The following is a 22,076-nucleotide window of genomic DNA, read 5'->3' on the forward strand; positions in this document are numbered from 1 at the left end:
TAGGTGTCACGTTTTCAGGGTGGCTATTCGCTCGTTGAACACTAACTGAAATTCATCAAGATGTAGATGGCGCAGGATACGCCTAGCGGCTATATCTGCGCCTCTTTCGAGAGCCGCTTTTTTCATCACTTGCCTGCTAATCAGGTTTGCTTTTCCGGCTAAGGTTCTGGCCACTCCAGTTCAATCACCACCGGCAAATGATCAGACAATCTGCGGATGTCTTTGCCATCGATGCGGTGCGCGGTGATCTTGATATCCGCCGCCTCGTACCACACACGATCCAGACGCAACACCGGGCACAGCGAGGGAAACGTAGCTTTGCACGGCACCGGCGTCAAATGGCTATCCAGAAAGCGCAGCAAGGCCGAGGGGCGCTGCCATTCGTTGATGTCGCCCATGAGCAGGAGCGGGCTTTTTACTTCTTCTTCCACCGCTTTTATCAGACGTATCAGGTTGCGCGCTTCGCTACGCCGTTCGTAAATGGAGAGTGAAAGATGGGTCCCGATCACACGCAGATTGCCATGCGGTCCTTCAATCAGCGCATCGGCTGCCATGCGTGGCTCCAGGCTGGGCTGGGTTTCCAGGTTATGCACCAATCCTCGCAGGATGGGGTAACGGCTGACGATGAGGTTGCCATACCAGCCCTGCCCTTCAAGCATGCTGGGGCAGACGAGGTGAAACGGGCGCTCAGGCCCGGCCAGGCTTTCAATGTCATCCTGCAGGCCGCCGCGCGAAGGGCGCGTTTCCATCTCCTGAATCACGCCAACATCAATATCCAGCCGCTGCATGAGGTGATGTATGCGCTTGAGATCGCGCTGACCATCCAGGCTGCGCCCGCCATGAATGTTGAAGCACAACAATCGCATGCGGCTCATGGTCGCCCCCTTAAGCCATATGCATGCAGATAAGGCCAACCGTATTGGCAGTGCCTGCGCCGTGCAAGTCCCCTCATTTAGCCGCAGTCTGCCAGTGTTTGGCGGCGAGATGACTCAATACGATGATCAGGATCCAGGCCAGCAGCCCGCCGCCCAGAAGCAGCATATTGTGCATGTCCGGATGTTTCCAGAATGAGAGCGCCGATTGCCCCAGCAACACGGATACTGCCGTGCCGGGCAGCATGCCCAGTGCCGTGGCCGCCATCAGCCGCCAGAAAGGCACATTCATCATGCCCAGCGCCAGATTGACCACGGTGTAAGGCGCAATCGGTACCAGCCGCAGCAGGGTCAGCCCTACCAGCCCGCCTTTGTCGGCGTAATGGGCAATTTTTTTTGCATAGCGGCCAGTGAGCGCGCGCAGCGCATCTTCACCCAGCTGCTTGCCCGCAAAAAACCCAATAATGCAGCTCACCAGCGAGCCCAGCATGGCGATCAAAAACGCCTCCAGCGGTGGAAATACAATCACCACCGTGGCGGTCATGATCACGTGTGGAAAGAAAATCAGCGTACCGATGACATAAGCCGCCATGCCAGCGGGGAACGCCCATGGCGTGTGCTTCACTTTTTCCAGCAAGGGGACAATTTTGTCCGGATTGGCGTATTCACTCAGTGGCGTGATTTTCCAGGCCAGCACCAGGGCAATCACCACCAGCACGGCGATCACCAGCTTGGGAGGAATCGAAGCGCGGAATTGTTTCCGCTGCCCGCGCGAAGTGACGAGGCGCGGCAGCAAAGGGTGGGCCGGGTCCGCCAGCCAGGTGGCGATTCCGGCAAAACGCTCGTGCCGATAGGCTTCGTCGTTGATGCGGCGCAAATGCTGGCGACTATGGGGGATATCGTCCAGAAAGGTATGCACACTGGCGCCGCTCTCAATCAACTCCTGTATGTCGTCTATCTCGCGGCCGGTATGCTCGCGTATCAGGTCATTGCGCATGGTGGCAATCCCCTGCTGCGTGGCATCGTCATGCGCTTCAAACATCAGGTCGCACTCGGTATCCAGCGTCATCGAGCGGCGGTTGATATTGCTGGACCCAACCCGCAGGTAAGTGTCATCCACCACCATCAGTTTGGAATGGATGCGGATGGCTTTTTCTTCGCCATGCTCATGACTCACAGGGTAGGCCATGAGCACGCGCCCCCCTACTCCGCCCGCTTCCAGCAGCTCCTTGAAGCGCACCCGGCCGGTGTACATGGATTTACGCTCCATAACACCTTGTGGCCTGTCGCAGCTGATGAGCAGTGCACGCAGGGCTGGCCGCTCTTTCAGCCGCTTGTTGAGCGCCCGCGCAATGTCCTTCTGCGTGAAAAACTGGTTTTCCATGTAAATGAACTGCTCGGCGCGGGCGATCATGTCCAGATAAAGCTGCTTGATGTGGGTACACATCGGCTGCTGCATAAAGGCTGGCTGCGTTAACGCTACAGCGGTTCGGATATTGGTCAGCGCAGGCTGGGCAAATGTGGGCCAGACCGGTGGCAAGGCATGGCTATCGGGCGTTCTGGTGGCAATGGCATGCTTGCCAGTGGCTTGTCGCCATCGGTCGCGCACCAGGATTGCCAGCGGTTGAACTACGGGGCCAGTCACCACGGCCTGGATATCATGGTAAGGCCCGAATTCCTTTTTAGCCCCCAGCTTGATGCTGCCATCCGGGTCTATGCGGCGGTCATCTTCGGTGTGGTGCTCGCGCTTGTCCCAGCGGGCGATCGCGACATCCATGCCGCCACAAAAGGCGATTTCATCATCCACCACCACGACTTTCTGGTGATGGCTGGCGCCCAAGGGTAGTTGGCCATCAAATACAAAGTGAATATTGTCCGCCTCCTGCCACTTCCATTTGAATTCGGAAAAGCTCTCACGCTCGGCGGCTAAAAACACCGAGTAATTCCAGCGGTTGAGGTAAATCTGGATGGCGGGATTTTGCCCGGCTTTCCAGGTCAGCAGCTCATACAGCATATGCGGGCAGCGGGCATTGGCGGCCTCCTCACCGCGTAGCAGCTCAATGCGGCTGTCGATATCCCAGCCCAGGATAAAGATGCTGTGGCGGGCTTTGCAAATGGCGTGATACAGCGCGCGGTAGTAGTTGGCACAATCGACCAGCAGCGCAGCGTGCGTGGCTTCAGCGGCATGCCAGCTGTTGGCGTCATTCAGCCGCATGGGCTGCGCTGATGTGGCTTGATCAGCATCCGGTAATTTGGTGTGCTCCTCCCAGGTATCCATGATCTTGTGCACTTATTGCTTGGTGGATGGGGTGGTCTGGTGGATGTCAGCGCCTGGCTTGATACTGCGATCAGGCTGGTCCTCTTGCGGCATGCGCGGCGGCACAATCACACTTTTGTGTTCTTGTGGGTGTGCAGGCGGAACGGTCACACTTTTGCTATCGGTGCTGCACGGAGGCTTGCTGGTAGCGGAGGATTGATCACAGGGGGGCAGCGAATTGCCTGCCGGGGTGGTATCTGCCTGACTGATGGAGATCATCGCCATCAGGCACAGCAATGCTGCAAACAAGCATAAACGAAGCATGGGCATGGTGGGCTCCAGTCAGGTGAATGTCTTCAAAAACATGCCTTATGGCAGAAGCCATGCCTGTATGAAAAGCCAGTGTGCCTACAGTTCCGCTTGCGCTTGTCAGACGATCTTTATGAAATCTCTCATGCAGCCCCTCTCAGCGCACGAAACGCCGATGACAGCACCTTGGCAGATGAGCTTATCAAGAGCACGGAGAGCGCCAATCCGACCACCAGATCTGGCCAGGCGGCGTTAAACACCCACACGGCACCTGCCGCCAGGATGACGGCAAGATTAGTGGCAATATCATTGCGCGAGCAGGCCCAGACGGAGGACATATTGATGTCATCACTGCGGTGCTTCCACAGTAGAAAAAGACAGAGACTATTGGCCAGCAGCGATAGCAAGCCTATGCCGCCCATGGTGTCAAACATCGGCAGCGCAGGGACAAATAGCCGATAAATCACCTGCCCCATCACAAACAGGCCCGCCACTAAAATCAGCCCGCCCTTGAACAGCGCCACCAAGGCTTTTTCGCGGGTGCTGCGTGAGACCACATACAGGCTTAACGCATATGTCAGCGCATCGCCAAGGTTATCGAGGCTATCGGAAAGCAAGGCGGTGGAGTGGGCCAGCAGCCCGGCGGCAAATACCACCACGAACATGATGGCGTTGATCGCCAGCACGATCTTGAGGGTTTTACTCTGGCGCTGCTTCAGCGCTTCAATGGCGCATGATGTGTTGTTACAACAATCTGCCATGAGAGCCTCCTGTTATTCCATTAACCGATTGCATCGTACCCTGCCCGCTCAAGCAGTTTTGGGCGCAAACATGATGATGGCCATGCCACACAGGGCTACGCCAGCGCCGAGCAGATCCCATCCACTCGGGCGTATGCCATCCACCTGCCATAGCCAGACGATGGCAACCGCGATATAGACCCCGCCATAAGCCGCATACACCCGCCCCGCTGCGGTGGGATGCAGCGATAGCAGCCAGGCAAACAATGCTAGCGAGATCGCCGCTGGCACCAGCAGCCAGATGCTTTTGCCTTTGCTTAAATATAAATATGGCAGATAACAGCCGACAATCTCGGCAATGGCGGTCAGCACAAACAGCAGAAACGTATTCAGCGGATGCATAAGGTTCTCGTGAAGTTAATCTTGAATATACCTGCATTTTGCCTGGCTTGCGGACAATAAAAAAGCGCCCGCAGGCGCTTTCAGGAGTTGCTCAACAAGCAGGGTTACTTGTTGTTGTTCTTGTTTTTGTGGAAGTTTTCGATAATGCCGGCTGCCCAATCCTTGCCGCCCAGGCCAAAAGCAATCGCCAGCGCCAGGAAAATGGCACCGAATACGATCACGAAGAGCGAGGTCAGCAGTTGCGTGCCGATATCCAGCTGTTCCAGTGCTACGAACATGGCGAGAATCTGGATGCCATACTCGGCCGAGGTGCTGATGGCCAGCGCGCCGCTGAACTTGATGCCGTGCAGCCATGCGAATACCAGGCGGTTAACGAAGCGGGCCAGCAAGGTACCAAACAGCAATACCAGGATGGCGATGATGATCTTGGGCAGATAGTTTGCCAGCTGGTGCAGCATCACGGCTACTTCGTTCAGGCCCAGGGCATTGGCGCCAGTGATGACGAACAGCAGGATAACCAGCCAGTAGACGACCTGGCTGATGACGCCGCTCAGGGTAAGGTCGAATTCACTATGCTTGAGGAAGGCTTCAAGGCCGGATTTGTCAGCGAATTTATCGAAATGGGTGAATTCAAGCACGCGCTTGACGCCGACACAGGCGATTTTTGCCAGTACCCAGCCGAAGAACAGAATGACCATGACGGCTAACAACTTTGGGAAAAATGTAGCGACCTGGCCCCAGAACTGATTGAGTGACGATAAAAAGATATCGATCTGAGTTTGCATTGGATCCTCCTAAATATGTATTGCGAGATACCTTGAATACCGCTAAGGCCGCAGCTGTGGAATGGATGTTGTGCTGCGTAGACTCAAAAAAGCCGAGCTGCATTTTGGCGCAATTAGTCCAATCTCGCAATAAACTTAGGGGTTATTTACTCGATATTACTTTAACTATCTAATTTATCCATTTGTAAATAATTGAAATAAAAATATTAATATAGCCTTATTTAAACAAGCGACGCACCAACAGGTGATCCAGACTCAAGCTGCCTGCCCCACGGAATAACAGCGGCAGGAACATGACGATATACAGCAAAGGCAGTTTGTAATTGCCCAGGCCATCGCCGGTTTCATCAATGATGCGGTAGCCGGTGAGCAACTGGCTGAGGCTATGCCATTCGGCAGGCCAATGTACCGCGGCAATCGCCACGATGGTCAGGATGATAAGGGAGAGGCTGACAAAGCGGGTGGCCAGCCCCAGCACCAGCAGCACGGCCCCGCCCAGCTCAAACCAGGTGGCTATCTGCCAGCTGACATCAGGCGGCAACAGGCTGAAAGGAAAAGGAAAGCTCACATCAGCAAACCAGTTGCTGCCCATGAGTTTTTCGTAGCCTGCTTCGCCAAACTCCCAGGCCAGGATCAGGCGCAGAACAAGTGGCGGCAAGGCATCGCCAATCCGGTTGCTAATATGCTGAAAAGGTTGGTAAAAGCGCATGATGTTCGACATTGGATTCCCCTTGTAAATAATGAGTGTTACAAGGCTTAGTCGCGGAGATGCGCTTATCCTTACACCAGCTGCCCTTTTCTTTTGCGCAGGGTGAATGCCACGCGTATTGCCAGCAGCACACTCAGCACCAGGGCATACAGCATGGGCTCGGTGATGTCTTTTTTCACCAGCCACCAGAAATGCAGTACGGCAAAAATCGCGACCAGATACACCAGCCGATGCAAGGGTTTCCAGCGCTGACGCAGGCGCTTGATCATGGCGTTGCTCGATGTCAGCGCCAGCGGAATGCTGAGCATGAAAGCGGCAAAGCCAACCAGCACATAGGGATGCTTGATGATGTCTTTGGCAATCTCCTGCCAATCAAACCAGTGGTCCAGCCAGACATAGGTGGTGATGTGCAGGCAGGCATAGAAAAACATGAAAAGCCCTGCCATGCGCCGCAATTGCACCGGCCACGCCGTACCGGTAAGCAGGCGCAAGGGCGTGAATGACAAGGTGACCAGCAGAATGACCAAGGCCCAGGTGCCGGTGGACCGCTCGATGAACTCGATGGGGTTGGCGCCAAGGTCATCGTGCATACCCAGCCACAGCAGGCGGGCCAGCGGAATGAGCGCGAGCAGGAACAAGCCGGCCTTGATCAGGCCCAGCTGTTGTCGATTGGGTGGGAGCATGATCAGAAGTTCTTGCGCAGATCCATGCCGCTATACAGGTGGGCAACCTGCTCGGCGTAGCCATTGAACATCTGGGTCTTGACGCGTGGTGAAAACACGCTGCCGCCGATGCGCCTTTCCGAGGCTTGCGTCCAGCGCGGATGATCCACCGTGGGGTTCACATTGGCATAAAAGCCATATTCCCGCGGCCCGGCTTTTACCCAGGTGGTTTGTGGCATGGTCTCGCGAAAGCGAATCTTGACGATGGCCTTGGCGCCTTTGAAGCCATATTTCCACGGCACCACTAGTCTGATGGGGGCGCCATTCTGATTAGGCAGCACCTCGCCATAGAGACCGACCGCGAGAATGGTGAGTGGGTTCATGGCTTCATCCATGCGCAGGCCTTCGGTATACGGCCAATCCAGAATAGGCACGCGGGCGCCGGGCATCCTCAGCGAATCATCCAGCGTGACAAATTCCACGAACTTGGCATTGGCAGTGGGCTCGGCCCATTTGATCAGTTGCGCCATTGGCAGGCCTACCCATGGAATGACCATGGACCAGCCCTCAACGCAGCGCATGCGATAGATGCGCTCTTCCAGCGGAGCGATTTTCAGGATGTCTTCCAGATTGACCGTGCGCGGATTTTTCACCTCGCCTTCAATGGCAACACTCCACGGCGTGGGCTTGAACAGCTTGGAGTGTTCAGATGGATCACTCTTGCTGGTGCCGAATTCGTAGTAATTGTTGTAGTTGGTGACATCGTCATACGGGGTGAGCTTTTCATCCGTCCCGTAGGCGGTTTTGCTGAAGCCGGTGATCTTTTTGCGCTGCTCGGCAGCGGCCCGGGCATGGTTAGGAATAAGGCCGTAACCCGCTGCCGCCGTTGCCAGCAGACCAAAACCAGCCGCCTTGATGAATTGCCGCCTGTCCTGATACACGCTTTGTGGTGTGATTTCGGAAGGGGTGATATCGGATTGTTTGCCTATCAGCATCATGATGCTCCTGCGTAAACCTGCCTGTGAGTCGGAATAAGTCCAGCAGCAAGCTGCCTGGCTTACCCCTTAGTCGTACAGAACGCGGCGGCCTTACATATTCACAGGCCGAACGTGAAAATTATTGGCGTGGCAAGCTTTGCTGACTACGGGCAATCTCGTCACCCAGGCTTTCTGCGCCGATATCCTGCGTAATATGCTGCGCGTCAGCCAGCAGCTGGCGGGCTTCATCCGGATGCTGGCTGGCTGCCTTGGCCAGCGCCAGATAGTAATAGCCTTTGGCTTCCCAATAGGCTCCACTTTGATCCTTGGCGATCTTGATGACTTTCTGAATGTATTTTTCGGCGTTGGGGTAATCCTGAGCCGAGGTGTAGATGCGACCAAGCTCAAGGTTGGCATGGCAGAACTGATCAAGATCCCCCGCCCGTTCCTGCATAAGTACGGCCTTGAGCTGGTATTCCACTGCCTGGTCGTGTTGCTGAAGGCTGCTGTAGGTGGAGGCTATGCGGGCAAAGCCATCGGCCCGCTCATTGTCATTCGCCGCCAGCGTACTGCCTTGCAAGTAGTGTTGCAGCCCGCCCTTGAGGTCACCCGAGGCCACCATGGTATCGCCGATCAGGTTAAGGTCTATGCGCTGAAAGTTGGAGTCGTTGGTGCTCTTGGCAAGTGCCAGGCTTTGCTGGTAGGCCGCGAGCGCTTCCGGATAATGCTGGGCGCTTTTTTGCACATTGCCGATCAGGGTGAGGGCGATGATGTGCTCCATGGGCGTGGACGATAGCTTTTCAGCAGCCATCAGGGCATTGATGGCCTGATCAAACTGGCCAGTACCGCCATGCGCGCGGCCTTTGCACAGCAAGGCCTGGCGGTTGGATTTATCCTGTTTCAATACCTGCTCGGCAAAGGCCAGCGCCTTGGAGGCATCGCCCTCGCCTATGGCGCGGTTACAGGCGGCAATTTTCTCCGCAAGATTGTCATCTCCGGCCTGTGCCAGCGTACTGGCGGCCACCATCACTGCAAACAAAAAGACTCTTAAACGCATCGTTATTCCAGATAAAGTTGCCAGGCATGCGGCGTGGCGCCACATGCGAAAAATTCAGGGTTCAGCAGGCTTTCTTTTTTGTTGTAGCGCAGCGGCCTGCCTGCCATATCCACCAGATGTCCGCCCGCCTGCTCCAGCACACACTGGCCTGCCGCGGTATCCCATTCCGAGGTGAGGCCCAGCCTGGGGTAAACATCCGCCCGCCCTTCTGCCACCAGGCAGATTTTAAGGGAGCTGCCCATAGAGATTACTTGCGGAGGCGAATAGTTCCGGCTGAGCTGCTCCATAAAATGCTGCATACGTGCCTGGCTGTGCGAACGGCTGCCGGCGATGGTGATATGGGGCAAGGCGAGCGCACGCGCATGAATCTGTCGTGGTGGGCTATCAGTTGTCTGGTGAAAGGCACCCGCGCCCTGCGATGCATAGTAAAGGTCACCCGTGACCGGCGCGTAGACGACGCCAAGCACCGAGATGCCTTCATGGATCAGCGCAATGTTGACGGTGAATTCGCCATTGCGTTTGATGAATTCACGCGTGCCATCGAGTGGATCGACCAGCCAGTAATGCTGCCATTGCTGCCTGACGAAGTAAGGCGCCAGCACCGACTCTTCCGACAGCACAGGCAGTTGCCAGGGCAAGGCCTGAAGGCCTTTTTCGATAACCTCGTGGGCTGACAGGTCGGCCGCAGTGACGGGCGATGCATCGGCTTTGCGTGTGACGGAAAACTCACCCTGATACACCTCCAGGATCGCCTTGCCCGCCTCTCGTGCGATGCGGATGACTTCCGGCAGGAGCGCCTGCAAAGCGATGGGCGTTTCAGTCGTCATGGCTCGCCTGATTGTCCTCCAGCAGTGCCAGAAGGCCGCTTTCATCAATCACGGCAACACCCAGCTCCTGCGCCTTGGTCAGCTTGCTGCCCGCTTCTTCACCGGCGACCACAAAATCGGTTTTCTTGGAAACGCTGCCTGCGACCTTGCCGCCCGCAGCTTCAATCAACGCTTTGGCCTGATCGCGCGACATAGTGGGTAGCGTGCCGGTGAGCACCAGGGTTTTGCCGGTGAGCACGCCTTGCTGGGTGCCTGCGCCATCGGACTCCGTCCAATGCAGACCCACATCCTGCAGGTCCTGAATGACTTGCTGGTTATGTGGCTCGGAGAGGAATTGACGTATGGATTCCGCGACGATGGGACCGACATCCGGCACTTGCTGCAATTGTTCAATGTCTGCCGCCAGCAGGGCCTGCAGGCCGCCAAAATAGCGCGCCAGGTCTTTGGCTGTGGCTTCCCCCACATTGCGTATGCCCAAGGCATAAATAAACCGGGCCAGCGTGGTGGATTTGCTGGCTTGCAGGGCATCGAGAATATTCTGGGCGGACTTTTCAGCCATGCGATCCAGCGCCGACAGCGTGGCAAGGTCGAGCCGGTAGATATCGGCCAGCGTATGAATATGCGCACCATCGACCAGTTGATCGACCAGCTTTTCGCCCAGACCTTCAATATCGATGGCGCGTCGCGAGGCAAAATGCAGCACGGCTTGCTTGCGCTGAGCAGAGCAAAAGAGCCCCCCCGTGCAGCGCGCTACGGCTTCATCTTCTTGCCTGATCACGTGCGAGCCGCATACCGGGCACTGGTGGTTGATCGCCTCCAGCAGGCGATAGGCAACGGTATTGGCCGGGCGTTTTTCCAGTAACACGGCGACCACTTCCGGAATCACATCCCCTGCCCTACGCACACTGACGGTATCGCCCACGCGCACGTCCTTGCGATCGATTTCATCCTGATTATGCAAGGTGGCATTGGTGACGGTGACGCCGCCGACAAATACCGGCTTCAGGCGCGCGACTGGGGTAATGGCGCCGGTGCGACCTACTTGAACATCAATGGCCTGTATTTCGGTGAGCGCCTCTTGAGCCGGGAATTTATGCGCTACCGCCCAGCGCGGGGCGCGTGAAACAAAGCCCAGTTCGTTTTGCTGGGCAATGCTGTTGACCTTGTAGACCACACCATCAATATCAAACGGCAGATTGGGGCGGGCTGCGCCTATGCGCGTGTAATAGTCCAGCAGCCCGGCCAGGCCTTGCACCGTATCCCGCTGGTCACTCACGGGCAGGCGTAGCGATGCCAGATAATTCATGGCAGCAGCATGCGTGGTGAGTAGAGGCACACCTTCGGCGATGCCCAGGCCATAGGCAAAAAACATCAAGGGACGCGTCGCGGTAATGGCCGGATCAAGCTGGCGCAGGCTGCCAGCCGCCGCATTGCGCGGGTTGGCAAATAGCTTTTCACCGCGCTCGGCCTGCTGGCGGTTCAATTTGTCGAAATCACGCTTCAGCATCAGCACTTCGCCGCGCACTTCAATCAGTGCCGGTGGATTTTCCACCGGCAAGCGCATGGGGATGGCGCGTATGGTGCGCAGGTTGGAGCTGACATCTTCACCGGTGTAGCCATCGCCACGGGTGGCACCCTGCACAAAGAGACCGTTTTCGTAGGTCAGCGTGATCGCCAGACCGTCAAACTTGGGCTCCACTGCGTATTCCACCTGGGCAATGCCCAGGGCATCACGGATGCGCTTGTCAAAGGCAGTAAGCTCGCTTTCTTCAAAGGCATTGTTGAGTGAGAGCATGGCTTGTCGGTGCTGCACGCTGGGAAAGGCCTTGAGCGGCGATGCGCCTACGCGTTGCGTGGGGGAATCCGGCGTGAGCAGCTCGGGATGGGCCTGCTCCAGCGCCTGCAGCTCGCGAAACAGTCTGTCGTATTCGCTATCCGGAACGCTGGGGTCGTCAAGCACATAGTATTGATAGTTGTAGAGATTGATCTGCTCGCGCAGCTGGCGGATCGTGACCTCTGGCGTGGCAGAGGTCACGGTAGCTGGTGCATTGTCAAACAATGCTCCCTGGCTGGGGTCTGGCTTGGTCATAGGCAGGGGGCAATAAAGGCAAAATCAGGAGAATAAACGGGCGGCCGTCTGGCCACCGGGCATGATGCCGCGGGTAATCATCTGCGCGTGCAGCATTTTCAGCTGCTGGCGAATCCGGTCTATTTGGGCATCAGTGAGCTGGCGGTAGTTGTCATCTACCAGGTTGGCACTCAGGCTGTTGGACATCTGGCGCGCCGCCAGCACCATCTGATTGAATACCTCGGTGCAGTTTTTGACGTGAGGGATATCCAGCTGGAACACCACGCCCTTGATCACGACTGTGCGCAGCATGTCGGCATTGAAGGGGTTGCTGTCCTGATTGATCAGCGAAAACGATGTGTGGCCCTGCTCATCGCGATAATGGAAAGCGCCATCGTTACCCAGCACCAAGCCGCTGGCCTCAGCCAGGCCACGGAATTTGGTGCCAGTGAACGGGCCATTGCTGCCTTGCACAATATGCAGGCTGACCAGTTTATCGACCTCGATACAAAACGCATCCAGCGCCTGGGCGTAGACCAGCGGATCAGCCGCACCTTGCCATTCCACCTGCGCGCCAAGATTAAGCGCAATATCTTCAGCGGCATTCTGAAAGCGGATCAGCATTTCACGCGACACCGCGCCTGAGCGATCAGCCAGCTGCAGGCTGCATACGCAGCGGGTAAACTCGCCCTGCTCCTGCTCGCGCGTCAGCAAATGCCACTCGCGGAAAGCATCCAGGCCAAAGGCATTCACCGGCTTGTCAATCTCGGAAAAATTCAGGAACTGCTGGCGCAAGGCGGCACCGCTATAGGGGCGCGGCAGATAAAGAATCGCGCTAAGGTCAATTTGCGCATCAACATCTGCAGGCAATGCCACGGATTCTGGCGCAGCAGCTGGCTGGGATTCTTCAGTGACAGGTTCATCCCAAGGGGCAGTTGTCGAGCCCAGGTTTATCGCAGGCTCTTCTGCCAGCACATGCTCAACGGGTTGTTCTGGAGGTAAATCAGCGACCGGGTTTTCGGTGTAGGCGGATGGTGCTGCTTCTGGCGCTTGCTCAGCGATTTCTTCCGTAACATCCAGATGGAGGGGAGCTTGGCTGATGGCGGGCTCTGGCTCTTCCCTTGCGTCGGGCTCTGCTGGCATGCTGAAACGCGGTTCAGCTTCATGGGAAGCCGCAACTTGCGGTGCCGGCTCGTCATCCTGTATGCGCACGCGAACCACGAACTCTTCTTCCTCGGGTTCTTCGCGTTTGTCACCGCGTAATACGGTGTGGGGGTCTATGCGAAAGTCTTCGTCCATCAGCACATCGGTTTCAGGCTCGACAAAACGGCTTTCGGTTTCCTTGTGCAGCTTACGCTCTTGCCACCAGTTGAAAAGCACGACTGCGAAGATGATCAGTGCGCCCAGGGCAATCAATGCTAGCTGTAAATCGGTCATGTGTTAATGCACTCTATTGGTGTTTACTTGTAAATAAGGCGGAATCTTTGATTTATGCGGCCGACTCGTGCATCTGCAGCGCCATTTGCATGTCAACTTCCACCACGCGAGAAACCCCCGACTCCTGCATAGTGACCCCTATCATTTGCTGGGCCATCTCCATTGTTATTTTATTATGACTTACAAACAGGAATTGCGTACGTTCCGACATTTTTTTTACCATCGCGCAAAAACGCTCGGTATTGCTGTCATCCAATGGCGCGTCCACTTCGTCCATCAGGCAGAACGGCGCCGGATTAAGCCGGAACAAGGCAAAGACCAGCGCCAGCGCCGTCAGGGCCTTTTCGCCACCAGACAACAAATGAATGGTGCTGTTTTTCTTGCCGGGTGGCTGGGCAAATACCTGCATGCCAGTATCCAGTATCTCATCGCCTAAAAGCTCCAGCCGCGCCTGCCCGCCACCAAACAATGAAGCAAATAGCTCGCCAAAGTGACGATTGGCTTCGTCAAAGGTCTGTTGCAGGCGGCTGCGGGTTTCGCGATCAATGCGGCGGATGGCGTCTTCCAGCGTCTGGATGGCCTGATCAAGATCGGTCGCCTGGCTGTCCAGATACTGTTTGCGCTCTTTTTCGCTTTCAAGCTCTTGCACAGCGGCAAGGTTGACCGGGCCTAAGGCCTCGATTTCTTCATTCAGCGTGCCCAGCTTGCGCTCCAGATCGCTTACCTTGATCTGCGCGGGCAGGCTTTCGCCCAGCACGGCTTCGTCAAGGCCAGTAGCCTCCAGCCCTTGCTGGCATTGCTCAAATTGCAACCGGGCCTGCTGCTCCGCCAGCCGCGCCTGTTCCAGCTTGTCGCGCATGGGGTGCATCGATTGCTCAATCTGCATGCGCTGCTGTTCCTGCACCTGCAGGCCCTGTTCGGCGACGGTCATGGCATCCCGCGCCGCGGCCAGCTCGGCTTCGCGTGCCTGTTTGGCATTGACGGCCTGCTCAAGGTTGGACTTCAAGGTATCCATTTTTGCCGCTGCCAGCATGGCTTCTGTCTCTTGCTGCCGGACTGCCAGCGCATCCATCTCTTCTGAGGTGGATTGAAGTCTGTTATTTAAATCATTGATATTGTTGGTGATTAATTTATTGTTAAATACCTGCTCTTGCGCTTCGCGTTCTGCTTTTTGCAGATTGGCGCGTGCCTGCGCCAGGGCGTTTTCGGCGGTAAAGCGTTGCTGCTGTGTATGCTGGCGTTCTTCCTGAAGCTGGGCCACGGAGGCTTGCAAGGCTTTTATGGCATCCTGTTTTTGCTGCAACTGGGCTTGCAACTCGGTGCGTCGCTCACGCAGCGTTTCCAGTTCACTCGCCAGTTGCTTGCCACGCTCCAGCGCATGCTGTCTTTGCTGCTGTAAACGCTGGATTTCAAGTTGCCGCTGGTGATGCTGCTGTGTTTGCACACGCAAGGCCTGCTGCTGTTGCTGATTATCCTGTCGCAGTGTTTGCAAGGTGGCTTCATGCGCAAGCAATGCTGCTTTTGCCTCGCTAACGCTGGTGGCCTGTTGCGGTAGCTCGCTGCTCAAGGCATCCAGTTCGCGCTGGCGCTCCAGCACGCCATTCAATTCAGACTTGGCCGCATGCAGGCTGAGACTGTGGTGTGTGTAGACGTCGCCGTGCCGGTTGATCAGCATTTCCCCGGAATTCAATTCCGCTTGCATGCGCTCAGCCTGGCCGTCGTCTTCCACGATATAGATCTGACTTAACCAATCAGCAAGAACACCGGCCGCCCTGGCATTCTTCAAATTAATGCGGTCCAGCAATCGTGGCCATGCACGTTGCGGTATCGCACTCGTTTGTGCCGTCGCTTCCGGCACCATCGCGCCCAGCGTCACCGCTGCTGGCGGTCTGGATGAGAGCGTCGGCGATCTGCCATTCTGCATCAGCGTATTCAGTCTGGCACCCAGTGCGGCTTCCACTGCAACTTCCCAGCCATCGGCAATTTTGAGTTGCTGCCACAGGCGCTCGCCTGATGCGATGCCGCTATTATTGAGCCATGACTCCAGCTGACTCTCGCGCCCCATGGATTGCTGGATTTTGCTGAGTGAGTTGACCTGGGCTTCTGTTTGCGCGAAAAGCCGCTCACTTGCCAATAAGGTCTCGCGCGCCAGCCGCAGCGCATCCTGCTGCTCTTGCTCACGCTGGCGGAGGTTCGCTATGCCCTGCTCAAGTGCAGAAATCGCCTGCTGCTCAGTTGCATGCGTAGCCTGCAATTGGGTAAGCACGTTTTCATCTGGGACACTCAGCTGTTGCCGATCTGTTTCCAGCTTGCGCTCGCGCTGGCTCAATTCAGCGAGGCTGCGCTCCATATGCTCAATGCCGGAGGCTTCCAGGCGTATGGATTGCTCGGCATCATTGAGGCTGCGCTGTGCAGCCGAATGCGTATGCAAGGCGGCCTGAAATGCACGCTCGATGTCCGGCATCGCCGCCTTGAATGCAGCAAGCGCAGCACTTGCCTCTGTCTCGCCAGTAGACGCTGTCAGCTGCTGCGCCTGCAGGGCGGCAAGCTGCTCCTTGAACGCTGCCTGCTGGCTTTCCAGCCGGGTGCGCTGTGCTTCAATCTGCTGCAGTTGTTGCTGCAGGCGGTCACGGGCCTCCTGCGTGTGTTTAACCTGCTGCTCCAGCCTGGCCAGCTCTGCATTGCTTTCGTAATACAAGGTCTGCACTTGCTGGGTGATGATGTTGGTTTCCTGATAGCGCTGGCGCAAGGTTTCAACTTCGCTCTCGCTATGGCGCAATGCCGCCATTTGCGCTTCCAGGTCGTTGACCATCTTTTCAACCTGGCGCTGGGTTTTCTCCCAGCCATTGCCTGCATCCCGTTTTTTGAGCAGCCATAGCTGTCCCTGACTCAGCTTCAGGGTTTTTTGCAGGTCATGGTATTGCAGCGTGACCACAGCCTGCGACTCCAGGCGGGTAATCTGCTTGACCATCTCCTGGCGGATATCATCCACCCGCAGCAGATTTTCGCGCGTATCACGCAAGCGCAGCTCGGTCTCCCGGCGACGTTCTTTGTATTTGGATATGCCAGCGGCCTCTTCCAGAAAGACGCGCATCTCTTCAGGCTTGGCTTCAATAATCCGGGAGATGGTGTTCTGGCCAATGATGGCGTAAGCCCGGCCGCCCAGACCTGTCCCCAGAAACAGGTCGGCAACATCGCGGCGCCTGACGGCACTGTTATTGATGTAGTAACTGGAACCCTTGTCGCGCTCGATGACGCGCTTGACGGAGATTTCGGCATATTGCGCCCACTCGCCGCCCGCGCCGCCCAGGCTGTTGTCGAAGATCAACTCTACGCTGGCGCGCGAGATAGGCTTGCGATTGGCCGAGCCATTGAAAATCACGGCATCCATGGAGTCGCCGCGCATTTCCTTGGCGCTGGATTCGCCCAGTACCCAGCGTATGGACTCCATGACATTGGATTTTCCACAGCCATTCGGACCGACAACCCCTACCCGCTGACCATGAATATGCAAGGTAGTGGGATCAACGAAGGATTTGAATCCGGCAAGTTTAAGATGGGTGAGGCGCACTTTATAATGTGTTTTATCGTGAAGGCGAGCTTGTATAATAAGCGATTGCGCGATGTGAACCGAACACTCGCTGGCGAGTCCACATCCAATCCATTCAATTTATACGGTAGCCCTTATGTCTAGTCAACCCACGAAAGCACTTGAAACCTTTGACAACCCACAGCCCGGCCGTGATTTTCACATCCACATGGAAATCCCCGAATTCACCTGCCTGTGCCCCAAAACCGGCCAACCGGATTTTGCGGTGCTGTATCTGGATTACATCCCTGATCAAAAGTGTGTGGAGTTGAAGAGCCTCAAGCTTTACATGTGGTCTTTCCGCGATGAAGGCTGCTTCCATGAAGCGGTGACCAACCGTATTCTGGACGACCTGGTTGCCGCGACCGACCCAAAATTCATGCGTCTGACTGCCAAGTTTTATGTGCGCGGCGGTATATTTACCAACGTCGTGGCAGAACATCGCAAACCGGGCTGGCAGCCATTGCCACGCGTCGAGTTGAGCCAGTTTGACGCGCAATCGAATATTCGCGGTTAACACCTTTCCAGCAGCAACATAATAAAGGCACGCCAAGCGTGCCTTTATTTATTGAGGGCGAGAGGTAACCCCCTCTTCATTCAGGCCATTACTAGCCCACTTCCGCCCGCGCAGCGTCGCGCAATTGTTTTACGCGATCATGGTTGCGCTGCACGCCTTCAAGCTGGCGCTGCACCACATTGCGCACGGTGGCAGGCAGTTCCTTCTGAATTGCCTTTTTGTAGCGGGCCAGGGCCACATCCTCACCGCGCTCAGTCTCATTCAACACAGCGACAGTGTCATTGCTGGTGAGCGCAGTTTTGAAATCCAGCCAGCGCCTGTGCAATGCACCTGAGACACTGGATTCAGTCTCAGGCTGACCGCCCAAGGTACGAACCAGATCCTGTAGCTCATGCACCGACGAAGCCACCTGTTGCGAGCGATCAAGGAAGTATTCTTTTAACGGGGTCACTTCGACGTTGTCCGCCGCATTCCGAAATCCCTCTTCGCCATCTTTGGAAATTTCGATCAGGTCATTCAATGTGGAAATCACTTCTTTATTATCCATAACATAACTCCTTGTTTTCCAATTACTGGATGAACCCACAGTTTCCATGCATCAAACCTGATCGCCTATAAGATAAAACAGCAAACCCATGTAAGAATTACCTTAATGATGACCTTCATCTGCAACGCATTCATTCGATTTCAGTGGATGCTGTCCAGATTCTTTGAAATGCAAACTCACTAGATCAATTCAAATAAATCCCCAACTACTTATGCAACCAGTCTATGGCTTTACACGTCACCATGAGCCGGACTATGGTGAGATGCAGTGCAAAAACTGCAAACTTCAATCCCTTTTCGCCCGAGTTCTTCATCGGGCTTTTTTTTTCGCAGCATATGGCTGATTTGCATATTCGAGAGCAAGGTTTCCTTCATGCAAAATCGGGCAAATTCAAATGCATCAGGGATTCATCTTTTTCATCATCGGCTTAGCTTTGATTTTGCTTCCTCATGATGTCGAAGGGCCAAAGTTTTTTAGGCCATCTCGCTAAAAGTCGTTGACAGGCGCGGCTTCGGTCATTAATATGGCGCAACTTTTTCGGGGGTATAGCTCAGCTGGGAGAGCGCTTGCATGGCATGCAAGAGGTCAGCGGTTCGATCCCGCTTACCTCCACCAGTCTTCACTGACTGGGTTACGGAAAGTAAAAAAATGCTTAATTTAGAAGTTTGAATTAATGCAAAAGTAGTGTAGAATACTGCCTCTCTTGTCCCCATCGTCTAGAGGCCTAGGACACCTCCCTTTCACGGAGGCGACCGGGGTTCGAATCCCCGTGGGGACGCCAATTTATCCCCTGTTTTAGGGATGAATCGACAGTGAAGTTGAAGCTGTCGAAGCGCGTCAAAAAAAAACAGGGTAGTAATAAAGCAAAAGGGCCTACAGAGATGTAGGCCCTTTTGCTTTTCTGTTATCCGCCTGCCCCATCTTTAAATTATGCGTATGCCACTTGCCTATAGAATGACCTGGAAAACTATCGACATCCCCGGGCTATCTCTTTTTGCTATGCCTCTTTAATTTGAGCTATCGTCAAAGTATTTCATGAGCACATCCCCTTTTTCAACGATCCAGTTTGGATTGAAATGATCAGTATCTTTGAAAATAGGCATATCCAACTCAGAATCATAGGTTTGGCAAATATCTTCGGTGCAGATTAGATTCGCCAAAGGCTCGTAAAAAATATGGGGATGGAATTTTTTTGAGGCTGACTCGAAAATTTGAACCAGCTCCTCATTGCCTTTAACAAAATTGTTAGCGCGAAGCGTGAGGAGAATTTCATTTGACCAATAAGCCTCTCTATACAAATATTCTGGTACAGAATGATCAAAGAAGGGGGTTGGCCCTAGTATCACTAATTTAATTTTTTTGTCATTGGCTTTACTTATAAGCCGCTCCAAGATCGTACGCGGATTATTTTCCGGATCTGACTCCTTGGAAACACAACGATCACCAACCACCCGGCACATGCCATGGCTGCTCGAATTAAAAGCTCTCCAGTTCATAGATACAAAAACAATTTTGTAATCTCCTGAAAATGCCTTTTTCCAAGCGGAATCGGCAAAATCATTACAGTAAAACCCCACACTAGTGCTATTAAATCCTGGAAGTGGGGGGCATCCGTTAGATATTAAGTAATCCGTAGTCAAGGGAGATTTTTCATAAAACCATGGGTAAAGGTGTCCGGCATGAGAATCACCAATAATCAACACCTTGGCTTGAGTGCCTTTGTTAATGGTGCATGTCTTGAGGTCTGCGGCGGGTGTTCTTATATTACCGCATGCTGATGGTATCTCTTTGACCTTGGGTAAGTTGATCAGGCTTGCATAATACGGATTGCCTGAGACCTTGAAGTTCAACCCGCCTAGGCTGATCAGGGCAACAGCTATGAATGCAGCACCGGCCATAACGGAAAGAGGTTTTCTAAGCGCCAGAATCTGTGATTTAGTACTTTTCAGACTGGATGTTTCAACAAACCTATAGGATAAATACCCTAAGGTCACCGACAGCAGAAATCCAATTATTTTGCTCGCCAGGTGGTAGTTTTCTTCAAAATGGGTTATGCCGAAAAGAACTACCAATGGCCAATGCCACAGATAAATTGAGTAGCTCCAAAGCCCTATGCTCTGCACCGCCTTATTATTGAAGATTCGACTATTACCAAATGCTGATGATAGGACCATTACTGCCCCAATGACGGGGAATAGCGCGTAATAACTTGGCCATAGTTTCTCCAGTTCCAAACGACCTATGACAAAGAAGGATCCTGCAATCACTGTGATCCCGAGGATGCTGATGATTTGTCGTTGGATATCAGATAGCTGAAGATGTCGGAAGGCAAAGAATGCCAATCCTCCCGCAATCATTTCCCATGCGCGTGTTGGCAAGATAAAAAATGCAATGGACGGATTTTTTGTTGAGAAATAAATGCAAATCCATAGCGATACTGCTCCTAAGCTGGCAAGTATCAGTATGTGCAGTTTCTCGACCCTGGCCTCAGACTCATGCCCAGCAATTTTGTTAACTAGCTTACGACTCGCCATCAAGATGAATGGGTAAATCATGTAAAACTGCCACTCCACCGATAACGACCATGTATGTAGAAGCCACCTACTGTCATTATCAGCAGTGAAGTAACCTGAAGTGCTCAAGTAAAAGTGATTGGAGATGAAGCCAGCGGCATACAGCACTTGGTTGGCAATGATGTTAGTGTCTAGCGGAGACATGAAGAAAATTGCTACAAGTAATAACGAGATAAGCATAACTCCCATTGCAGGCCAGATTCGCTTGATTCTTGATATTAAAAATTGGGAGTACTTAAACTTGCCTTCTCGCAACCCATTTTCAATTATCTGAGTCATCAAAAAGCCGGATATGACAAAAAATACGTCAACTCCTATAAATCCGCCTTTTGAATGAGAAAAATGGAAATGAAAAATAACCACCATCAGCACGCTGATTGCGCGCAAAAATGTGATGTCATCCCTGAATTTTTTGTAATTTTTCATGCTTATGTTTCGAATATTGTTGTAAGTTAATGAATGCTATTGTATTTTTATGACATTACACTATTACTTTATCGCATTTTTTCATGGTCGAGTCGCCGCCCCTTCTTGCTGATTACGTTTAAATATACTGCTTGCGGCGGGGACGCCAATTAAGCGTCCACTGGTTAACTGAAAAAGTTGACCGGTAGATTCAAAAAGACAGAGCCTCAAGTTGAAAAACTTGGGGCTCTGTCTTTTCTGCTGAACGAAGCCAGCACATCATCTTAAATACGATTAGTGACAAATTCTTGTTTCAAAAGCCTTCACTAGTACTAAGGTACTATATACCCTCCAGTTCCCCGCCATTAGAATGCGCCCATAACTTAAATAATCCGGGGAAATTCATCATGTTTAAGAAAATAACGCAGGCCGTTTTGGCACTCGCATTCATGACGCTGACTGTATCGGCAAATGCTGCAGTTGATTTGGGGGTTGCGGGCAAATTCAACGCATTCGTATTTTCTACTTTCAACAGCCAATATAGTGATACTGAAGGCGCAGTGGCGGTCGGCGGAAACACAACCGTCAACGGTTACAGTGTTAACGCCAACAACAAGCCTTACAACGGTTACGCTTTGGTGGTCGGTGGCAATCTCAACTACAGCAATGGCTCCATTAATAATGGCAATGCTTATGTGTCCGGCACCAGCACGACATCCAGCCTGGGTGGCGGCGCCACCATTAGCAGTGGTACGGCACCCTTTTCATTTTCCGATGAAAAAACTGAGCTGATTGCCCTGTCTTCCTCGCTTTCCCAGTTGAGCGCCAATGGCACAGCAACTTATCAATATGGCGGCGTTACCTTTACTGGCGATGGCACCAGTGCTGTGCAAGTATTTAACGTGAGCGGTGCGGATCTGTATTCCGTGAACTACTCCAACTTTGCCCAGCTGGCATCCAACCAGACCATTATCGTCAACGTGAGCGGTGCAGTGGCTGGTTTCCAGGGCGGTACACCTAATGGCTTCAGCAGCTACAATGTGTTGTTCAACTTCTATGAAGCAACCACATTGAATTTCAACAATGTCGGCGTTTATGGCTCCATTCTTGCGCCATTTGCGACGGTAGAAGGTGGTGGCGGTCAGATCAACGGCAACGTGATCGTGAATGCATGGAATTCAAATATTCAGATCAACGCCAACCATTACTTCACCGGTGCTGATATCACGATTCCAGTGTCGGCAGTACCTGAGCCACAGAGCTACATGATGTTGTTTGCAGGTTTGGGCCTGATTGGCTTCATGGCGACAAGACGCCGTTACTACGTTTAACTGGCAATGGCT

Annotated in this window: 18 protein-coding genes and 2 tRNA genes; 4 read left to right on the top strand and 16 right to left on the bottom strand. The window is 53.9% G+C overall.

Features of this window, described 5'->3' with window-relative positions; genetic code table 11:
* Nucleotides 1–158: 158 nt before the first annotated feature.
* From LG204_RS10725 to smc, 14 genes are all read right to left on the bottom strand, one after another.
* Complete coding sequence (locus LG204_RS10725; protein WP_230337262.1) at nt 159–875, bottom strand: endonuclease/exonuclease/phosphatase family protein; 717 nt, start codon at nt 873–875, stop codon at nt 159–161.
* A gap of 73 nt (nt 876–948) precedes the next feature.
* On the bottom strand, nt 949–3,150 hold the full coding sequence (locus LG204_RS10730) for a VTT domain-containing protein (protein WP_230337263.1): 2,202 nt from the start codon (nt 3,148–3,150) through the stop codon (nt 949–951).
* A 12-nt stretch (nt 3,151–3,162) separates the two neighbouring features.
* The gene (locus LG204_RS10735; protein WP_230337264.1) at nt 3,163–3,459 is read right to left on the bottom strand and encodes a hypothetical protein; all 297 of its coding nucleotides are present in this window, start codon (nt 3,457–3,459) and stop codon (nt 3,163–3,165) included.
* Nucleotides 3,460–3,581: 122 nt separating this feature from the next.
* Complete coding sequence (locus LG204_RS10740; RefSeq protein ID WP_230337265.1) at nt 3,582–4,199, bottom strand: cation transporter; 618 nt, start codon at nt 4,197–4,199, stop codon at nt 3,582–3,584.
* A gap of 48 nt (nt 4,200–4,247) precedes the next feature.
* Entirely contained in the window at nt 4,248–4,580 is a 333-nt protein-coding gene (locus tag LG204_RS10745; protein ID WP_230337266.1) for a YnfA family protein, read from the bottom strand.
* 104 nt (nt 4,581–4,684) lie between these two features.
* The gene (locus tag LG204_RS10750) at nt 4,685–5,365 is read right to left on the bottom strand and encodes a mechanosensitive ion channel family protein (RefSeq protein WP_230337267.1); all 681 of its coding nucleotides are present in this window, start codon (nt 5,363–5,365) and stop codon (nt 4,685–4,687) included.
* Nucleotides 5,366–5,582: 217 nt separating this feature from the next.
* Complete coding sequence (locus LG204_RS10755) at nt 5,583–6,086, bottom strand: HvfX family Cu-binding RiPP maturation protein (RefSeq protein WP_230337268.1); 504 nt, start codon at nt 6,084–6,086, stop codon at nt 5,583–5,585.
* A gap of 59 nt (nt 6,087–6,145) precedes the next feature.
* Nucleotides 6,146–6,757, bottom strand: a complete 612-nt coding sequence (locus tag LG204_RS10760) for a protein-methionine-sulfoxide reductase heme-binding subunit MsrQ (protein ID WP_230337269.1) — start codon at nt 6,755–6,757, stop codon at nt 6,146–6,148.
* Between the two features lie 2 nt (nt 6,758–6,759).
* Nucleotides 6,760–7,734, bottom strand: coding sequence for a protein-methionine-sulfoxide reductase catalytic subunit MsrP (msrP, locus tag LG204_RS10765; protein WP_230337270.1), 975 nt, complete (start codon nt 7,732–7,734; stop codon nt 6,760–6,762).
* 118 nt (nt 7,735–7,852) lie between these two features.
* Entirely contained in the window at nt 7,853–8,770 is a 918-nt protein-coding gene (locus LG204_RS10770; RefSeq protein WP_230337271.1) for a tetratricopeptide repeat protein, read from the bottom strand.
* Between the two features lie 2 nt (nt 8,771–8,772).
* A complete protein-coding gene (gene cysQ, locus LG204_RS10775; protein WP_230337272.1) occupies nt 8,773–9,597 on the bottom strand; it encodes a 3'(2'),5'-bisphosphate nucleotidase CysQ in 825 nt (274 codons plus the stop codon).
* The gene (gene ligA, locus LG204_RS10780) at nt 9,587–11,686 is read right to left on the bottom strand and encodes an NAD-dependent DNA ligase LigA (protein WP_230337273.1); all 2,100 of its coding nucleotides are present in this window, start codon (nt 11,684–11,686) and stop codon (nt 9,587–9,589) included. The genes cysQ and ligA overlap by 11 nt, the downstream gene beginning before the upstream one ends.
* A gap of 24 nt (nt 11,687–11,710) precedes the next feature.
* A complete protein-coding gene (locus LG204_RS10785) occupies nt 11,711–13,102 on the bottom strand; it encodes a cell division protein ZipA C-terminal FtsZ-binding domain-containing protein (RefSeq protein WP_230337274.1) in 1,392 nt (463 codons plus the stop codon).
* Nucleotides 13,103–13,154: 52 nt separating this feature from the next.
* A complete protein-coding gene (smc, locus tag LG204_RS10790) occupies nt 13,155–16,673 on the bottom strand; it encodes a chromosome segregation protein SMC (protein WP_230337275.1) in 3,519 nt (1,172 codons plus the stop codon).
* Between the two features lie 115 nt (nt 16,674–16,788).
* On the opposite strand from smc, the gene queF reads away from it, so the two are divergent.
* A complete protein-coding gene (gene queF, locus LG204_RS10795; RefSeq protein WP_013442178.1) occupies nt 16,789–17,208 on the top strand; it encodes a preQ(1) synthase in 420 nt (139 codons plus the stop codon).
* A gap of 91 nt (nt 17,209–17,299) precedes the next feature.
* Here the strand turns inward: queF and LG204_RS10800 are convergent, their stop codons facing one another.
* Nucleotides 17,300–17,755, bottom strand: a complete 456-nt coding sequence (locus tag LG204_RS10800; protein WP_230337276.1) for a PA2169 family four-helix-bundle protein — start codon at nt 17,753–17,755, stop codon at nt 17,300–17,302.
* A gap of 539 nt (nt 17,756–18,294) precedes the next feature.
* On the opposite strand from LG204_RS10800, the gene LG204_RS10805 reads away from it, so the two are divergent.
* Both LG204_RS10805 and LG204_RS10810 read left to right on the top strand, forming a co-directional pair.
* Nucleotides 18,295–18,370: transfer RNA gene (locus LG204_RS10805), tRNA-Ala, on the top strand.
* A gap of 90 nt (nt 18,371–18,460) precedes the next feature.
* Nucleotides 18,461–18,536: transfer RNA gene (locus tag LG204_RS10810), tRNA-Glu, on the top strand.
* Between the two features lie 226 nt (nt 18,537–18,762).
* On the opposite strand, the gene LG204_RS10815 is transcribed toward LG204_RS10810, so the two are convergent.
* A complete protein-coding gene (locus tag LG204_RS10815; RefSeq protein ID WP_230337277.1) occupies nt 18,763–20,754 on the bottom strand; it encodes an acyltransferase family protein in 1,992 nt (663 codons plus the stop codon).
* A gap of 386 nt (nt 20,755–21,140) precedes the next feature.
* Between LG204_RS10815 and LG204_RS10820 the strand changes: the two genes are divergently transcribed.
* Complete coding sequence (locus LG204_RS10820) at nt 21,141–22,064, top strand: choice-of-anchor A family protein (protein ID WP_230337278.1); 924 nt, start codon at nt 21,141–21,143, stop codon at nt 22,062–22,064.
* Nucleotides 22,065–22,076 lie beyond the last annotated feature (12 nt).

The organism is Methylovorus menthalis (genome assembly GCF_020523625.1).
Lineage (GTDB): Bacteria > Pseudomonadota > Gammaproteobacteria > Burkholderiales > Methylophilaceae > Methylovorus > Methylovorus menthalis.

What these genes read in the sequence shown, in the direction of transcription:
- LG204_RS10740 (WP_230337265.1), bottom strand. Translation starts at nt 4,199, where the DNA reads ATGGCAGATTGTTGTAACAACACATCATGCGCCATTGAAGCGCTGAAG.
- LG204_RS10800 (WP_230337276.1), bottom strand. Translation starts at nt 17,755, where the DNA reads ATGGATAATAAAGAAGTGATTTCCACATTGAATGACCTGATCGAAATT.
- LG204_RS10760 (WP_230337269.1), bottom strand. Translation starts at nt 6,757, where the DNA reads ATGCTCCCACCCAATCGACAACAGCTGGGCCTGATCAAGGCCGGCTTG.
- LG204_RS10770 (WP_230337271.1), bottom strand. Translation starts at nt 8,770, where the DNA reads ATGCGTTTAAGAGTCTTTTTGTTTGCAGTGATGGTGGCCGCCAGTACG.
- msrP (WP_230337270.1), bottom strand. Translation starts at nt 7,734, where the DNA reads ATGATGCTGATAGGCAAACAATCCGATATCACCCCTTCCGAAATCACA.
- ligA (WP_230337273.1), bottom strand. Translation starts at nt 11,686, where the DNA reads ATGACCAAGCCAGACCCCAGCCAGGGAGCATTGTTTGACAATGCACCA.
- LG204_RS10815 (WP_230337277.1), bottom strand. Translation starts at nt 20,754, where the DNA reads ATGAAAAATTACAAAAAATTCAGGGATGACATCACATTTTTGCGCGCA.
- LG204_RS10745 (WP_230337266.1), bottom strand. Translation starts at nt 4,580, where the DNA reads ATGCATCCGCTGAATACGTTTCTGCTGTTTGTGCTGACCGCCATTGCC.
- LG204_RS10820 (WP_230337278.1), top strand. Translation starts at nt 21,141, where the DNA reads ATGTTTAAGAAAATAACGCAGGCCGTTTTGGCACTCGCATTCATGACG.
- LG204_RS10735 (WP_230337264.1), bottom strand. Translation starts at nt 3,459, where the DNA reads ATGCCCATGCTTCGTTTATGCTTGTTTGCAGCATTGCTGTGCCTGATG.
- queF (WP_013442178.1), top strand. Translation starts at nt 16,789, where the DNA reads ATGTCTAGTCAACCCACGAAAGCACTTGAAACCTTTGACAACCCACAG.
- LG204_RS10755 (WP_230337268.1), bottom strand. Translation starts at nt 6,086, where the DNA reads ATGTCGAACATCATGCGCTTTTACCAACCTTTTCAGCATATTAGCAAC.
- LG204_RS10785 (WP_230337274.1), bottom strand. Translation starts at nt 13,102, where the DNA reads ATGACCGATTTACAGCTAGCATTGATTGCCCTGGGCGCACTGATCATC.
- cysQ (WP_230337272.1), bottom strand. Translation starts at nt 9,597, where the DNA reads ATGACGACTGAAACGCCCATCGCTTTGCAGGCGCTCCTGCCGGAAGTC.
- LG204_RS10725 (WP_230337262.1), bottom strand. Translation starts at nt 875, where the DNA reads ATGAGCCGCATGCGATTGTTGTGCTTCAACATTCATGGCGGGCGCAGC.
- LG204_RS10730 (WP_230337263.1), bottom strand. Translation starts at nt 3,150, where the DNA reads ATGGATACCTGGGAGGAGCACACCAAATTACCGGATGCTGATCAAGCC.
- LG204_RS10750 (WP_230337267.1), bottom strand. Translation starts at nt 5,365, where the DNA reads ATGCAAACTCAGATCGATATCTTTTTATCGTCACTCAATCAGTTCTGG.